This window comes from Streptomyces malaysiense (genome assembly GCF_000980885.2).
GTDB classification, from domain to species: Bacteria; Actinomycetota; Actinomycetes; order Streptomycetales; family Streptomycetaceae; genus Streptomyces; species Streptomyces malaysiense.
Window position 1 is genome coordinate 74,409 of the sequence record NZ_LBDA02000015.1, and the last position, 16,136, is coordinate 90,544.

Below are 16,136 nucleotides of genomic sequence, written 5' to 3' on the forward strand. Positions count from 1 at the left end.
CCATATGTATGACAAAGAGGGGGCGCTCAATCATCGCCCAGGGGTTTTTCCGGATTTCAGGCGTTCGTATGAGAGGAGGACCGCGAGTGGGGGACGCTCACTCGGTGATCTGGACCGTGTAGCGATTGGTCGGTACGCCGGCCGCGGTCACCACCTGCACCTCCACCGAGCCGGGCTCGACGTCGGCCGGGACGGGGGCGGTCAGAACGGTGTCCGTGGGGTTGCGGAAGCCGCCGGTGACCGGGACCAGCGGGACGTGGACGTCGACGGCGCCGATGCGGACGACCATGCGGGAGAGCCGTTCGGCGGTCCGGGCGCCGGGCGGGACGAAGCCGGTGCCGCGGATCTCGATGTCGTCGCCGGTACGGATGGGACCGTCCAGGTCGCCGGGTTCGCGGGCACGGACCACGGAGAGGATGACCGCACGGCCGCCCTCCGCGTACTTGCCCGCCAGATAGGTGGCGGCCGAGATCAGGACGACGACGGCGAGTCCCCAGGGCAGGTCGGGCAGTTGGTCGGGGCGGCGGGCGAGCCGGACGGCGGCGAAGACCAGGGCGACGGCGCTGATGGCGACGTACTGGATGTCGGTGAAGGCTCCCCCGCCGGAGTCGTCGGTGAGCAGGTCGGCGGCGCGCGGGCGGTGGGCCGGGACCTTCTGGAGCCGCTGGGCGAGGATGCGCAGGCCCACCACCCGGCGGACCAGGACGGCGATGCCGCAGACCACGGCGAGGACGGTCACCACGCCGGCGCCGCGGGCGAGGTCGAGGCCCGAGATGAGCGCGTCGCGTTCGGCGTGGTCGGAGGCGGCGGCCAGGCGGGCGGCCAGCAGCAGGACGGCGTAGCCGATGAACAGGACCCAGCAGACGGCGACGGAACGAGAGGTGGACATGCGATGGTCCTCGCCGATCACCGGGGCGAGAGCGCCACCGCGCGCCCGGTGGAACCAGCAGGCGGCGGACAGCGCGCCGGCCACGACGAGGGCGGCGAGCAGAGCCGCGGTGCGGGCGGTGGTCCAGCCGGCGCCGATCGCGGTCAGCGCCTCGCCGAGCAGCAGGGCGACGACCGCGCCCCACACCGTGCACAGGGTGCGCAGCCACAGGCGGGTGAGCCACATCTCGCCCTCGGCGCGGCCGCGTTCGGCGACGGCCTCCGCGCGCTGGGTCAGCTCCTCGGAGACCCACTGACGGGAGGCCGAGGGAGAGTGGGCCACGGCAGTGGGCAGGCCCTGGCCGGCGGCGAACTCGTCGCGGCGTCGCAGGAACGCGGCGACGGCCCGCCGGTGCCCCTCGCGGGCGCCGTGCGGACAGTCCCCGCAGCCGCAGCCGCCCTCGTGGACGCCCTCGGCATCCGCGCCCCCTCTCGCCTCCTGCACCGCCACGTCCGACGCCCGCCTTCCCCGCGACCTCGCGGCACGGCCGCCGGCCCCTCGGTGAGCCGTCCCGCCGCCGTGCAACTCCCCTACGTCAACAGCGAATTGTGCCTTACCGGGACCGGTCGGAGCCCACCGACATGATTCTGTGGAGTGAACTGTCGGGCGCCGTGTTGACGCGACCAGTCGCGATCGTCCCGAACTCCCCCAACCTCTCCCGACCTCTCCCGACCTCCCGCTGCCTCCCCCGGTCGTTCCCCGCCGTCCCGTCGGGGTCAGCCGAGCAGGTCGGGTTCGCTGCGGGTGATCTCCTGCCAGAGCGGCTGGTAGTTGATCCAGGCCACGAGGTCGCCGCCGAGTTGTTCGCGGGTGGCGACGGCGAGTCGGTGCTCGATGAGGACCGGGCGGCCGGCCGCGCGGGCCAGCAGCTGCACCTGGCAGGAGCGGTCCATGGACAGGAACCACCAGGCGGCGGCGTCCACGGAGCCGCCGACGGTGAGCAGTCCGTGGTTGCGCAGCACCAGCGCCTTGCGGGAGCCGAGCGCGGAGGCGATGCGGCGGCCCTCCTCGGCGTCGACGGTGACGCCGGTGTAGGCGTCGTAGAGGGCGGCGTCCTCGTAGAAGGCGCAGCTCTCCTGGGTGAGCGGGTCGATGAGGTCGCCGAGGGCGGCGAGGGCGCGGCCGTGCACGGAGTGGCAGTGGGCGACGGCGACGACGTCCGGGCGGGCGGCGTGGACCTGGGCGTGCACCGTGAAGGCGGCCTGGTTGACGTGGTAGCGGCCCTCGATGACCTGTCCGTCCTGGTTGACGAGGACGAGGTCGCCGACGGTGACGTGCCTGAAGGGCATCCCGAAGGGGTTGACCCAGAAGCAGTCGCTGAGCTCCGGGTCCCGGGCGGTGATGTGGCCGGAGACCCCGTCCTCGAAGCCGTTCCGCCCGAAGATCCGCAGGGCTCCGGCGAGCCGTTCCTTGCGGTGCCGGCGTTCGTCCTCGACCGAGTCGTGTGTCGGCGGCATGGCGAACTGCAGCTGGTCGGTGGACAGCGGCAGCGGCGGGGTGGGCCCGGACATAGGTCCTCCAGCGCTGGTAGGGCGGTACGGGCCGGAAGTTACCGCCGGTCAGCCCAAAAGGGCAGGGGTGTTCCGTAAAGATGGCGCGCAGACAGGAAAGGCGACAGGAGATGTCAGGTTGGGCGAGCACACTCGACCGCTATGAACTGGGCAGACTTCACCACGGCCGAACCGGGCCTCGCGGCGGCCGCCGAGCGGCGCTTCGGCGCCTTCCGGCACCACGTCCTCGTCACCCTCCGCCGCGACGGCTCGCCCCGCCCCTCGGGGCTGGAGGTGCGCTTCGTCGGCGGCGAGCTGTGGCTCGGCATGATGCCGGGTTCGCTGAAGGCCCGCGATCTGCTGCGCGATCCGCGGTTCGCGCTCCAGGCCAATCCGGGCGAGGGCACCGCGATGGCCGGCGGGGACGTGCGGATCGGCGGGCGGGCCCACGAGGTCGCGGACGGGGCGGCGAAGGCCGGGTACGTGGAAGAGGTGGAACCGCCGGAGCCGTTCCACCTCTTCCGCACCGAGTTGACGGAGGTCGTACGGACCTGTGTCGAGGACGACCGGTATCTGGTCGTCCAGGTCTGGAAGCCGGGAGAGCCGGTGCGGACTCTCAGGCGGACCTGAGCCTCAGGGGGCTACGGGGAGCCCTACTCCCACTCGATGGTGCCCGGCGGCTTCGAGGTGACGTCGACGACGACGCGGTTGACGTCCCGGACCTCGTTGGTGATGCGGGTCGAGATGCGGGCGAGGACGTCATAGGGCAGCCGGGACCAGTCGGCGGTCATGGCGTCCTCGGAGGAGACGGGGCGCAGCACGATCGGGTGACCGTAGGTGCGGCCGTCGCCCTGGACGCCCACGCTGCGCACGTCGGCGAGCAGGACCACCGGGCACTGCCAGATCTCGCGGTCGAGGCCGGCCGCGGTCAGCTCCTCGCGGGCGATGGCGTCGGCGTCGCGCAGCAGGTCCAGACGCTCCTTGGTGACCTCGCCGACGATGCGGATACCGAGGCCCGGACCGGGGAAGGGCTGGCGCTGGACGATCTCGTCCGGCAGGCCCAGCTCCTGGCCGACCATGCGGACCTCGTCCTTGAACAGCTTGCGCAGCGGCTCGATCAGCTTGAACTCGAGGTCCTCGGGCAGGCCGCCGACGTTGTGGTGCGACTTGATGTTGGCGGTGCCGGTACCGCCGCCGGACTCGACCACGTCCGGGTAGAGGGTGCCCTGGACCAGGAACTCCACGGCCGGGCCCGCGTCCGCGATGATCTCGGCCTGCGCCTGCTCGAAGACACGGATGAACTCACGGCCGATGATCTTGCGCTTCTCCTCGGGGTCGCTGACCCCGGCGAGGGCGGCCAGGAAGCGCTCCTCGGCGTCGACGACCTTCAGCTGGACGCCGGTGGCCGCGACGAAGTCCTTCTCGACCTGCTCGGTCTCGCCCTTGCGCATCAGGCCGTGGTCGACGTAGACGCAGGTCAGCTGGGAGCCGATGGCCTTCTGCACCAGCGCGGCGGCCACGGCGGAGTCCACGCCGCCGGACAGACCGCAGATCGCACGCCTGTCGCCGACCAGCTCGCGGATGGCCTCGACCTGCTCCTCGATCACATTGCCCGTGGTCCAGGTCGGCTCCAGGCCCGCGCCGCGGTACAGGAAGTGCTCCAGCACCTGCTGGCCGTGCGTGGAGTGCATGACCTCGGGGTGGTGCTGGACGCCGTAGAGCTTCTTCTCGTCGTTCTCGAACGCGGCGACCGGGACCAGGTCGGTGGACGCGGTGACCGAGAAGCCCTCGGGGGCGGCGGAGCAGGCGTCGCCGTGCGACATCCAGACCTGCTGCTCGTCCGGTGTGCCCTCGAAGAGGGTGGAGGACGACTTGGAGACGTGCAGGTCGGTGCGGCCGTACTCACGGGCGCCGTTGTTGTCGACGGAGCCGCCGAGGGTGAGCGCCATCAGCTGGAAGCCGTAGCACATGCCGAAGACGGGGACGCCGGCCTCGAAGATCTCGCGGTCGAGTCGGGGCGCGCCCTCCTCGTACACCGACGAGGGGCCGCCGGAGAGGATGATCGCCGCGGGCTTCTTGGCGAGCATCTCCTTGACCGGCATGGTGCTCGGCACGATCTCGCTGTAGACCCGCGCCTCGCGGACGCGACGGGCGATGAGCTGGGCGTACTGCGCACCGAAGTCGACGACCAGGACGGTGTCGGGGGCAGTGGGAGTCGCTGATGACACGGGGTGCCTTCTGGTGGTCCGGGCGGGGGTCTGTCATACGAGTCTAACGGTGCGGGCGCCGAGCACTCCGCCGAGCCGGAGGCCCGCGAGGGCGGCGCGACCGCCCCGGAAGCGGGCCGCCGCCGGACCGGCCGTGGCATACTGGATCCATGCTTCAGCACACGACCTTCGTCTTTACCTATGGCATCCGGCCCGCCGGCTGCCATGGTCGTGCTGCTTAGCCGAACGCTTAAGCGACATCCCAGGCGCCCCGGGCCGACAAGGCCCGGGGCGCCTGTCGTTTCTCCGGGTCACGCCGTTCCGGGGCATCCGAACCGTACGAGGATCAGGAGCCCCCGACATGAGCACCACCACCCCCGAAGAGACCGCCGCGACGCCGGAGGCGGCCATCGCCGCCGCGCGGGAGCGCATCGACGCGATCGACGACCGGATCATCGGCCTCATCCAGGAGCGGACGGCCGTCTCCGCCGTGGTCCAGCAGACCCGTATCTCATCGGGCGGCCGGCGGGTCAGCCTCTCCCGCGAGATGGAGATCCTCGGCCACTACCGCGAGGCGCTGGGCAAGCCCGGCACCGCGCTCGCCATGACCCTGCTGGAGCTGTGCCGGGGCCGTATCTGAGTCAGCTGATTATCCGACGTGAGTTCGGCCGCCGTCTCACCCGTACGGCGCGTGACCGCCTCGCGGCCGCCTTCGTTAGCGGGGTGTCCGTGCCAGCCAGGGGCGGGCCCGAGAGAACCACGCGTGGCTCGCTGGGGCGATGAGGCGTACGGGTCGTGCCGTACGCCGTGGGACCTCGCTCCAGGGAAGTGACCGGACGGCAGGGGACAGCAGCCCGGTCACCCAGAGAACGGTCGGCTCCGGGGACGCCCGGAGCCGACCGGCGGAACACCGGTCCCCGTCCCGCACAGAACACCGCGGCCCCGGGCGCGAGGCGCACGAGAAGAGGGACCTGCATCCCCCTCCGAAGGCAGGTCCCTCTTTACCGTCTTCTTGATCCGGTAGCAGGTTTGATCGGCGACGGCGGAGGAGGGTTGTGCCGGAATCCGGGATTCCCGGGTGATCCGGATCACATCCGGGTCGCGTCCGGGTCACCGGCCGCCGGAGGGCTACTCGGCCTTCGGCGGCACCGCCGGCATCCCCAGGAACGGCAGCCGCAGCGCGCCGAACGCCTCCGCCGGGACCGCGGGCGACCGCGGCTCCACCGGCTTGAGCCGCTCGTACGCCGCCCCCGGCGTCGGCCGCGGGTCCTCCTCGCCCTTGTTCGGCCAGAACGACATGGCCCGCTCGGCCTGCGCGGTGATCGTCAGCGAGGGGTTGACGCCCAGGTTCGCCGAGACCGCGGCGCCGTCCACCACCGAGATGCCGGGGTGCCCGTACAGCCGGTGGTACGGGTCGATCACCCCGGTGTCGGCCGAGTCGCCGATGGGGCAGCCGCCGAGGAAGTGCGCGGTGAGCGGGGTGCCCATCAGTTCGCCGACGTTGCTGCCCGGGAAGCCGTTGATCTCGGCGGCGAGGGCGGCGGCGGCCTCCGAGGCGGCCTTGATCTGCTTGGGGTTGGGCGCGCCGTGCCCTTGCCGCGCGGTGAGCAGGCCCTTGCCGACGCCGCCCGGCTTCAGGTACGTCGTCAGCGAGTTGTCCAGGGACTGCATCACCAGGCCGATGATGCTCCGCTCCGACCAGCGGCGGTTGGACAGGGAGCGCAGCACCAGGGTGGGGTGCCGGGCCGCGTTCGCCAGCCAGGCCAGCGCCCGCGAGGAGCCCTCGGTGTACGGCACCTGGAGGATGGACAGGCCGCCCATCGCGTTGGAGCCCTTGCCGTAGCGGACCGGCTCGATGTGGGTGTTCTCGTCCGGGTGGATCGAGGAGGTGATCGCGACGCCCCGGGTGAAGTCGGCCCTGGGGGTGCCGTGCGCCTTGCGGTAGCGGTGGTTGTCGGTCTGCGCGCCGACCAGCGCCTCCGAGTTGGTACGGGTGAGCACGCCCAACCGCGCCGAGAGGTAGGGAAGCTGTCCGTGCGCCTTCATCCGGTGCAGCAGGGTCTGGGTGCCGTACGTACCGGCGGCGATCACGACCCGGCGCGCGGTGAACAGCCGTCCCGCGCCCTTCTTCCTCCGGTCCGTCGGCAGGGTGGCCACCGCGTACCCGCCGCGCGAGTCGTCGGTGACGGAGACCACCGTGGTCATGGGGTGGACCACGGCGCCCGCCTTCTCGGCGAGGTGGAGGTAGTTCTCGTTCAGCGTGTTCTTGGCGCCGTGCCGGCAGCCGGTCATGCACTCGCCGCACTCGGTGCAGGCGTTGCGCTCCGGACCGGCCCCGCCGAAGTACGGGTCGGGCACCGCCTGTCCGGGAGACGCCTCGGCCGCGCCGTCCGCGTCCTTGCCGTCGCCGAAGAAGACGCCGACCGGCGCGAAGTGGAAGGTGTCGCCGACGCCCATCCGCTCGGCGGCCGCCTTCAGATGGACGTCCGAGGGGGTCATCGTCGGGTTGAGCCGCACGCCGAGCATGCGCTTGGCCTGGTCGTAGTACGGCTTCAACTCCTCCTGCCAGTCGGTGATGTCCTTCCACTGGGGGTCCTCGAAGAACGCCTTCGGCGGTACGTAGAGGGTGTTGGCGTAGTTGAGCGAGCCACCGCCGACACCCGCGCCGGCCAGCACCATCACATTGCCCAGCAGATGGATGCGCTGGATGCCGTACATGCCGAGCTTCGGGGCCCAGAGGTAGTTCTTCAGGTCCCAGGAGTTCTTCGGCAGGGACTCCCGGGTGAAGCGGCGCCCGGCTTCGAGGACACCGACCCGGTAGCCCTTCTCGGTCAGGCGCAGGGCGGACACGGAGCCGCCGAACCCCGAACCGATCACGACGACGTCGTAGTCGTACCCGTCATGCGCGTCGTCGCCGTCGCGCCCGTTCTCGTCCCGGGTCTGGACGGACTTCTCCTGCGGCACGTGCTCTCCTCGTCGAGAACGGGGGTTTCTAACGGAAGCGGAGCGCCTTCAGCAGGCGCAGGCTCGTGGTCATGAAGCGGGCGTAGCCCTCTTCCGTCATGCCCAGGGAGGGCGCCATCGGCAGCAGCCGCTGCTGGGCGACCGTCTGGGCCTCGGTGTACTTGAGGATGCCCTCGGAGCCGTGGCGGCGGCCGAGGCCGGAGTCCTTCATGCCGCCCATCGGGGACTGGACACTGCCGTAGGCGGGGGCGTAGCCCTCGTTGACGTTGACCGTGCCGGTGCGCAGCCGGGCGGCGATGTCCCGGCTACGGCTGGAACTGGTCGTCCAGACGGAGGCGTTGAGCCCGTACGGCGTGGCGTTCGCGCGCTCGACGGCATCGTCGTCGGAACCGAAGCGGTAGACGGACACCACCGGGCCGAAGGTCTCCTCCTCGCAGACCGCCATGGAGCCCTCGACACCGTCGAGGATGGTGGGCTCGAAGAAGAAGGGGCCGATGTCGGGCCGGGCCACGCCGCCCGCGAGCACCGTGGCGCCCTTGTCGACGGCCTCGCGCACATGCCGTTCGACGTTCTTCAGCTGGCGCTCGCCGACCAGGGAACCCATGTCGGCCCCGTAGGCGAGGGAGTTGCCGAGCCGCATGGCCCTGGTGCGGGCGGCGAAACGCTCGAGGAAGGCGTCGGCGACCGACTCGTGGACGTACAGCCGCTCGATGGAGATGCAGAGTTGGCCGGCGGAGGAGAAACAGGCGCGTACGGCGCCGGCGGCCGCCTTCTCGATGTCGGCGTCGTCCAGCACCAGCATGGCGTTCTTGCCGCCGAGTTCGAGGGAGACGCCGATCAGCCGGGCCGCGGCGCCCTGGGCGACCTCACGGCCGGTCCGGGTGGAGCCGGTGAAGGAGACGTAGTCGGCGTGCTTCACCAACTCGGGTCCGACGACCGGGCCCTCGCCGATGACGACCTGGAAGACGCCCTCGGGAAGCCCGGCCTCGATCAGCAGGTCGCGGGCCCACAGGGCGGTGAGGCAGGTCTCGGTGTCCGGCTTCATCACGACCGCGTTGCCCGCGACGAAGGCGGGCAGCGCGTCGCCGACGGACAGCTCCAGCGGGTAGTTCCAGGGCGCGATCTGGCCCACGACCCCGCGCGGGTGGCGCAGTTCGGTGACCTTCGTCAGGGTCGGCACGGCGCCGGTGTGCCGCTTCGCGCGCAGATAGGCGGGGGCCTTGCGGCCGTAGTGGCGGGCCGCGATGGCGACGGCCAGCACCTCCTCGTGCGCGTGCAGCCGGGCCTTGCCGGTCTCCAGCTGCACCAGGTCGAGGACCTCGGCCTGGCGTTCGAGGATCAGGTCGTGGAAGCGGAGCAGGACGGCGGCCCGCTGCCGTACGGGGGTGCGCTCCCAGACGGCCTGCGCGGCACGGGCCGCCTCGAAGGCCCTGAGCACGTCCTCGGGAGCGGACTCGGGCAGGTCGGCCAGCTTCTCCCCGGTGAACGGCGTGTGGTTGGCGGTCCGGCCGGAGCCGGTGACGCCCTTGGCCAGCCTGGCCACCAGTTCGGGGGTGACCACGTCGGCGGCGGTGCGGACGCCCTCGGGGGAGGGCGCGAGGGGGTTGGTACCGGCGATGTCCGGCGCCTGCGCGTCCGGGGCCTGCGTGTCCGTCATGAGGCGCAGGGTATGCCGCGGCGAACGCTTTGTGTACCCGTCGGTAACGGGGATTCACCGAGTACCCACATCACGCCAGTGATCACTGGCAACGAATGGCCTGATCAGCGCGTTGCCGGTGGTTGCCGGTTCGAACACCCGCCCGATCAGTCGCCCGCGGGTTTTTTCGCCAGGAAGAGGGTGAGGGCGTTGAAGGGGGTACGGCGACGGGGCGCGGGCCGGGCCGCGGAGCCCGGCCGCGACTCGGGGGCTGCCGGTGGCTCGGGGTTCGCGGACAGCCCGAGGCCCGCCGATGACTCGGGACCCACCGGCGGCCGTCCGTCCGGCCGCGGCCACCCGTCCGGTGCGGCGCCGAGGGCCCGCCCTTCCCGTCCGCCGGCCTGTTCCGGTACGTCCGTCACGCCCAGGTACTCCCGCAGCTCCGCCGCCACCCGCTCCGCATCCGGGCGGGCCTCGGGCCGCTCCGCGCGCAGCCGGTCGAGGAGGGTGCCGAGCGGCCCGGGGGCCGTGTCGCCGAGGGTGGCGCGCAGCAGGGCACCCAGGGACCACAGGTCCGAGGCGGGCCCGGCCCCGGGCCCCGCCGCGCGCTCGGGAGCGACGAAGGGAGCGCCCCCGCCGGGCCGGCTCCAGCCCCCGGCCCCGCCGCCGCTCCCGGTCCCGGCGCCGCCCCCTCCCCCACCCGGCCCGTCCCCGATCCCGAAGTCGGTGAGGACGACCCTTCCCGTGCCCGATTCCAGCAGCACGTTGGCCGGTTTGAGATCACGGTGCACGATGCCTACGGCGTGCGCGGCGCGCAGGGCGCCGAGGACGGCGAGCCCGACGCGCGCGGCCTCGGCGGGCGCCAGGGGTCCGCGGCGCAGCGCCTCGCCCAGGGACTCGCCCTCCACCAGCTCCGTCACGATCCAGGGGACGCCCGCCTCGGTGACGACGTCGTACACCCTGGCCGCGGACGCATGCCGCACCCGGGTGGCGGCGCGGGCCTCCCGGTACAGCCGGTGCGCGAGCCGCCGGCTCTCCTCGTCCGCGGCCGGGTCGCCGGGCAGCGACGGCTCCTTGACGGCGACCTGGACGCGCCCCTCGCCGCCCTCGTCCTCGGCGCGCCAGACGGTTCCGGTGGGACCGGTGCCGAGTCGCCCGGCCAGCCGGTAGCGCCCGCCGATCAGGCGCGTGTCGACCGGATGTGCGCCGAGCGGGTGTTCGCCGTCGTCAGCCATGCCCCATCAGTACCGTGCGCACCGCGCCGTTGTCGAAGCGGGCGGCTCGGGCGGCCCACCGGCACAGCCCGAACCCGCCGTTCTCCGCGCGCACTTCGACGACACCGGCGCCCGCGAAGTGCGCCGGGACGACCAACACCCGTTCGCCTGCTGCCTGTTGGGGCAGCCGCCACCTGCTCGAAGCCGCCTCCGACGGATCAAGGCAGAAGCAGCGTATGTGTGTGCACGACGACGTCGACCACGGCCGGATCCACCCCGGCCCGCCGCAGCGCACCACCCGGGTCCGGATCGCCGGCCTCGCCATGTCCCGGTCCGGCTCCCGGTACCGGGCACCAGCTCCCCCGCGCGCTCCCGCCACACCTCCTCCCGGCACCTGGTACCGGGCGTCCCGCCGGCACGAGCGGCCCCTGCCGCTCCACGATCCGCAGCACCTCGACATCGCCGACGGTGAATGTCGAACTCCGGTCCGCCGTCGGCCTGCGCGTCGCGGGCCCTGCACTGCGAACCGGCGGTGCCCTGGACGGCCGAGCGGCGGGGGTTCGGGATCACGCCGGGCCGGTACCGGGACCGCGCGGCGGCCTCCTGATCCCGGCGCCTCTGAGCAGCAGCCCCTCGGTGGCGGGTCGCTCAGGGCCCGGAGCGCAACGGCTCGGGGGCCGAACGGTCAGGACGCCTCAGGACGCCTCGGAACGGCCTCAGGACGCCGAGAACGTGTCGAGCGCGACGTCGAAGTACTCCCGCGCCTCCCGCACCTTCCCCACCGGCGCCGACACCCACACGTCGTACAGCCGCCCGGACTCCTCCCAGCACAGGTCGTACGTGTGGCGCGCCCCCTCCTTCACGCTGTAGCCGTTCCAGGTGAACTCCCAGAGCGCGGCGGGGTGTCCGGCGTGCGTGGTACGGGTGACCCGGCCGTCGTGGTAGCCGGGGTTCGACACCGACCCGTTCGCCGCCTGCCCCTTCATCACCGCCTGCGGACCCCCGGGCTGGGGGACGGCGACCTTGACGCCGAGGCGGTACGTCCCCTCCGGCGAGAGGTAGAACACCCGCTCCCCCTGCGGGCTGCGGACGAAGTCGGCGGGCACGGCGAGCGAGAACCCGGCCGGGTCGTGGGCCGTGCGGTAGCCGGAGGGCGCCGTGCCGGGGCCCGGGGAGCCCGGCCGGGACGGGGCCGGGGTCGTGGCCGAGGGCGAGGGGCCGCGACTCGTACCGCTCGCGCCCCCGGTCGCCGGTGTCGTCGCCGAGCCGCCCGGACTTCCGCCGCCCCCGCCGCCGTCCCGGTTGATCAGCAGTGTCGCGGCCGACCCGCCCGCCGCCGCGAGCGCCGCGATCAGCAGCGCCGCCAGCAGCACCGAGCGCGTCGAGGAGCGCCCGGACGGCGCCTCCGCCGTGACCGCGGACCCTCCGGACGGCGGTTCGGACCCGCCGGGCCGGGTGGCCTGCTGCGGCACGGTCCGCGACGGGCGCCCCACCCCGAGCCGGTGCCCGCGCGAGGTGCCCGGCGCGTCCGGCGCCTCAGGGGTGTGCCCGGTCTCCAGATAGGCGCGCAGCAACCGCTCGGCCTGTGCCGCGCCGAGCCGCCGGTCCGGGTCGCGTTCCAGCAGCCCCCGTACGACGGGCTCCAGCGGCTCGGCCTCGACGGGCGGGCGGATCTCGGCCGCGACCACCGCGTGCAGGATCCCGCCGATCGAGTCGCGCCGGAACGGCGACTCGCCGCTGAGCACCGTGCACAGCAGCGCGCCCAGCGACCACAGGTCGGACTCCGGGCCGGTGCGCACCCCGGACATCCGCTCGGGCGCGGTGTACTCGGGCGAGCCGACGAAGGAGCCGGTCTCGGTGAGCGTGGTGGCGCCGGCGACCTGCGCGATGCCGAAGTCGGTGAGCACGACCCGCTCGGTGCCGGACTCGATCAGGACGTTCGCGGGCTTGATGTCCCGGTGCAGCACGCCGGCCTCGTGCGCGGTGTCCAGCGCGCTGAGCAGGGCGATGCCGATCCGCGCGGCCTCGGCCGGGGTCACCGGGCCGTGCCGGGCGATCCGGTCGGCGAGCGAACAGCCGTCGATCAGCTCCATGACCAGGTAGGGCCGTTCGTCCTGCTCGACCACGTCGTGCACGACGATGATGTGCGGGTGGCGCAGCTGGGCGACCGCGCGCGCCTCCCGGAACGTACGGTCGCGGCGGCGGCGCGCGTCGTCCTCCGGGAGCGCGTCGTCCGCGAGGATCTCCTTGACCGCGACGAGCCGGCCCAGCAGCTCGTCGCTCGCCCGCCATACGACGCCCATGCCGCCGCGTCCGATACGCGCCTGGAGGCGGTAGCGGCCGGCGATCACCCGGAAGTCGGCGCCCTCGGTCCCCATGCGCCCATCATGCCGCAACGGACCCACCCGCTCCGGGGCTCCGATCGGCCAAGCCGCACGGTTCAGTGACTCGTTTTCAGCCGTTTCAGTCGCAAAGAGCACCCGTCCGGCTCAGTGCCGGTCATCTCGTCTGACTCGGCTGCTGCCAGCTCTGGAGCACCCATTTGAACTGCTTGCCGGTCGTCGGCCAGTCGGCGGCGGGCCCGGACATGTAGATGGCGTACTCGGTGCCCTCGCGCGAGAAGTACGTCTCCTCGATGGCGTGCCGCGGACCCGGCACGTACGGCGGGTCCTTCTTCAGCGCGGTCCAGGTGTACTCCCACAGCGAGCCGTCCCGGTCGCGGTAGACCTTCGGCTCCATGATCACCCGCTTGTAGCCGACCAGCCGTTGGAGCTGCTGCTCCAGGTCCTTCTGGTGTTCGTAGGCGTTGGCGAAGTCCGGTGAGCTGTCGATGGATATCCGTAGGAAGTGCTTGCCGCCGTCGGGGGTGTAGTCGATCTGCTTCAGAGCCCCGTTGATGCCGTAGACCTGGCGCTTCCAGCCCTTGGGCAGGGAGATGCTGAAGCCCAGCGGGTCGTGGTGGGTCTCCCAGCTGTCCGGGACCGTGCCGGTGTCACGGTCCTGGCCGCCGCCGGGGCTCGCCGAGGATGCCGGGCCGGGGTTCGTGCGGTTGTGCGCCCCGGTGTGGTGCCGCGAGTTGTTCCACTCCTGGAAGCCCACCGCGGCACCGCCGCCGAGCACGGCCGCGAAGGCGACGACGAGCGCGAGCGTGCGGAGCTTGCGCCGGGGCCGGACCGGCCGCCCGTCGCCGTGCGCGCCCGGCGCGGGACCCACCGCGGTGGGTCCGACGCCCGACGGACCGCCCGGACTGGTGCCGGGCCCGGCCGGGCCCGCCTCGGACGCGCCGGTCGCGGGCCCGCCCGCGCTGACCGGGGTGCCGTAGCCGCCGGTGTCCCCCGGGCCGTTCAGACCCGAGGTCCGGGTCGGCACGAACGCCTGCGCGGCGTTCGGCCGGCGCCCCTCCGCGGCCTCGGCGAGCATCTGCTCGGCCTCCTCCGCGCCCGGCCGCCGCTCCGTCTCCTTGCACAGCAGCGCGGAGATGACCGGGCCGAGCGGCCCGGCGTTGTGCGGCTGTTCGGCCTCCTCCTCGACCACCGCCTGCATGGTGCTCAGCGGCGAGGTGCGGCGGAACGGCGAACGCCCCTCCACCGCCGTGTACAGCGTCGCCCCGAGCGCCCACAGGTCGGAGGCGGGACCGGGGTCGTGACCGCGCACCCGCTCGGGCGCGAGGTAGTCGACCGAGCCGACGACCTCTCCGGTGCGGGTGATGGTGGAGTCGCCCTCGATCTGGGCGATGCCGAAGTCGGTGAGCAGCACCCGCCCGTCGCGGCCCAGGAGAACGTTGCCAGGCTTCACATCACGGTGCAGCACACCGGCGGAGTGCGCGGCGCGCAGCGCCCGCAGCACCCACAGCCCGATCCGCGCGGCCTCCCGCGGCTCGATGCGCCCCTGCTCCTTGACCGCGTCGGCCAGCGAGTTGCCCTCGACCAGCTCCATCACGATCCAGGGACGGCCGTCGTGGTCGAGGACGTCGTGCACGGTGACGACCGCGGAGTGGTTGATGCGCGCCGCGGCCCGCGCCTCGGCCCGGGTGCGGGCCAGCAGCACGGCCTGGTCGCTGTCGGAGACGTAGAGCGCGGCGGTCAGCTCCTTGACGGCGACCGCCCGGTGCAGCACCTCATCGTGGGCACGCCAAACCCGGCCCATGCCGCCGCTGCCGATGGATTCGGCAAGCCGGTAGCGGCCCGCTATGAGCAGGCCCTGCATCTGATTCACGTTGCCCCGCAATGCTCTTGTCAGGGTCAGACTAAGGACCGGCCCGTTCACAGGGAACAAGCGGGGTCCCAAGGAAACCGCACTGTGACGATGGTCATTTCCGCGCGAAAACGGGAACCGGCGCGCCGGGCCGGGGCCGTTGTGTACGCCGTGCTCAACCGGTGTAGCGATACGTCGCGGTCGCTTCCTCGTACAGTCTGGTCACCTCGTCCCGGTCGGCGTCCGGGCCGCGGACCTGGAGGATGTGGTACCGCCCGTCCAGCAGGATCGCCATGTTGCGCACGAAAAGGTCCCTGCCCTGTCCGTCGGTCCAGGTGAACTGCCCCTCGGCCATGGTCCGTCCGCCCACCTCGATGGTACGCAGTCCGGTGGCGGTGGCCCAGCTGGAGTCCCGGTACGGCTGGAGTTCGCGCTCCTTGTCCCGCTGATAGGCCATCGGATCGCCGCCGTACGTCGCCGCGCGGTCCCGTCCGGGTACGACCAGCAGCTCGAAGTCGCCGTGGGAGTAGACGACTTCTCCGCCGCCGTTCTTCGGGGTGCGCGTCCAGCCCTTCGCGACCGCGACGTCGAATCCCTCGGGGTCCTTGCGCAGGGCGAAGCCCTCGGGCACGGAGGAGGTGCCGCCGGCCTGGGTGTCGGAGGCGGAGGGGCTGTGCTGGGAGGGGGACGGCTGGGGGCTCGGCCGGCCGGCCGAGGGGGACGTGCCGGTCCCGCTCCGCCCCCGCGACGCGTGCTGTCCCGGCATGAACAGCATCGCGTAGGCGACCGCGCCGGCCAGCAGCAGGAGGATCAGCACGAGCAGCACCCGGCCGAGCCGGCTCGGTGAACTCCGCTCTTCCCGGTCCCGCTTGTGTCTGGCGTGCGCGTCGGGAAGCCCGGCGCGGCGCCTCCGTACCAGTTCGCCCCGGCGCCGGACGATCGGCAGCCGCCTCGGGTCGGGCGGCACCGGCACCACCCGGCTGCCGGCCTCCGGCTCGGGCGCGGACCGCACCAGCGAGCGCAGCCAGCCGCCCAGCTCCTCGAAGTCCGGCCGCTCGGTGGAGTCCTGACGCAGCAGGGACTCCACCACCGGCCGCAGCGGCCCGCACTCCTCGGCGTACGCGGGCGGCTCGGCACACACCAACTGCACCAGTTCGGCGGTGGATTCCTCGGGATAGGGCGCATGCCCCTGCACCGCCCGGAACAACAGCGCGCCCAGCGCCCACAGATCGGTGGCGGGCCCGACCGGCGCCGCCAGCTGCCAGTTCTCGTGCACGGACCCGGCCTGCTCCGGCGCCCACCGCTCGGTCACCGGCCCCACCAGCGCCATCCGCGCCTGCCGTGCCCGCTCGGCCGCGAGCGCCCCGGCGGGCCGCCGCGCACCGGTGGCGGAAACGGGCTCGCCCCAGCGGGCCTGCCCCTGCGGCGGCACGGCGGCCGCCGGGGCCGGGGTGTCGTGCCGGGCGGGTTCGAGACCACGCGGTCCGGCGGGCGGGGGGAGGT

At 72.9% G+C, this 16,136-nt stretch carries 12 protein-coding genes; 2 read left to right on the forward strand and 10 right to left on the reverse strand.

The window, feature by feature from the left end; translation table 11 throughout:
• Positions 1 to 97 precede the first annotated feature (97 nt).
• Together VT52_RS07945 and VT52_RS07950 are read right to left on the reverse strand one after the other, a co-directional pair.
• The gene (locus tag VT52_RS07945; protein WP_046417819.1) at positions 98 to 1,378 is read right to left on the reverse strand and encodes a hypothetical protein; all 1,281 of its coding nucleotides are present in this window, start codon (positions 1,376 to 1,378) and stop codon (positions 98 to 100) included.
• Positions 1,379 to 1,644: 266 nt separating this feature from the next.
• The gene (locus tag VT52_RS07950; protein ID WP_046417817.1) at positions 1,645 to 2,439 is read right to left on the reverse strand and encodes a class II aldolase/adducin family protein; all 795 of its coding nucleotides are present in this window, start codon (positions 2,437 to 2,439) and stop codon (positions 1,645 to 1,647) included.
• A 141-nt stretch (positions 2,440 to 2,580) separates the two neighbouring features.
• On the opposite strand from VT52_RS07950, the gene VT52_RS07955 reads away from it, so the two are divergent.
• Positions 2,581 to 3,048 (forward strand): pyridoxamine 5'-phosphate oxidase family protein, encoded by a 468-nt coding sequence (locus tag VT52_RS07955; protein WP_046417816.1) that lies wholly within the window; start codon positions 2,581 to 2,583, stop codon positions 3,046 to 3,048.
• A gap of 23 nt (positions 3,049 to 3,071) precedes the next feature.
• Here VT52_RS07955 and guaA read toward each other — a convergent pair whose 3' ends face one another.
• Positions 3,072 to 4,646, reverse strand: coding sequence for a glutamine-hydrolyzing GMP synthase (gene guaA / locus VT52_RS07960; RefSeq protein WP_046417813.1), 1,575 nt, complete (start codon positions 4,644 to 4,646; stop codon positions 3,072 to 3,074).
• A gap of 340 nt (positions 4,647 to 4,986) precedes the next feature.
• Between guaA and VT52_RS07965 the strand changes: the two genes are divergently transcribed.
• Positions 4,987 to 5,265, forward strand: a complete 279-nt coding sequence (locus VT52_RS07965) for a chorismate mutase (protein ID WP_046417812.1) — start codon at positions 4,987 to 4,989, stop codon at positions 5,263 to 5,265.
• A gap of 488 nt (positions 5,266 to 5,753) precedes the next feature.
• Here the strand turns inward: VT52_RS07965 and VT52_RS07970 are convergent, their stop codons facing one another.
• The 7 genes from VT52_RS07970 to VT52_RS07995 all read right to left on the reverse strand — a co-directional run.
• Positions 5,754 to 7,589 carry a GMC family oxidoreductase gene (locus VT52_RS07970; RefSeq protein ID WP_276207938.1) on the reverse strand — a complete coding sequence of 612 codons (1,836 nt, stop codon included), beginning with the start codon at positions 7,587 to 7,589 and terminating at the stop codon, positions 5,754 to 5,756.
• A 28-nt stretch (positions 7,590 to 7,617) separates the two neighbouring features.
• Entirely contained in the window at positions 7,618 to 9,246 is a 1,629-nt protein-coding gene (locus VT52_RS07975) for a succinic semialdehyde dehydrogenase (RefSeq protein WP_046417810.1), read from the reverse strand.
• 146 nt (positions 9,247 to 9,392) lie between these two features.
• Positions 9,393 to 10,460, reverse strand: a complete 1,068-nt coding sequence (locus tag VT52_RS07980) for a serine/threonine-protein kinase (RefSeq protein WP_046417808.1) — start codon at positions 10,458 to 10,460, stop codon at positions 9,393 to 9,395.
• On the reverse strand, positions 10,453 to 10,599 hold the full coding sequence (locus VT52_RS37855; protein WP_167377664.1) for a hypothetical protein: 147 nt from the start codon (positions 10,597 to 10,599) through the stop codon (positions 10,453 to 10,455). The genes VT52_RS07980 and VT52_RS37855 overlap by 8 nt, the downstream gene beginning before the upstream one ends.
• Before the next feature lie 556 nt (positions 10,600 to 11,155).
• Positions 11,156 to 12,817 (reverse strand): serine/threonine-protein kinase, encoded by a 1,662-nt coding sequence (locus VT52_RS07985; protein ID WP_046417806.1) that lies wholly within the window; start codon positions 12,815 to 12,817, stop codon positions 11,156 to 11,158.
• Between the two features lie 121 nt (positions 12,818 to 12,938).
• Entirely contained in the window at positions 12,939 to 14,645 is a 1,707-nt protein-coding gene (locus VT52_RS07990; RefSeq protein ID WP_046417805.1) for a serine/threonine-protein kinase, read from the reverse strand.
• Between the two features lie 163 nt (positions 14,646 to 14,808).
• Positions 14,809 to 16,136 (reverse strand): serine/threonine-protein kinase (locus tag VT52_RS07995; RefSeq protein WP_476756020.1); only part of this gene is annotated, 1,328 nt, incomplete at its 5' end.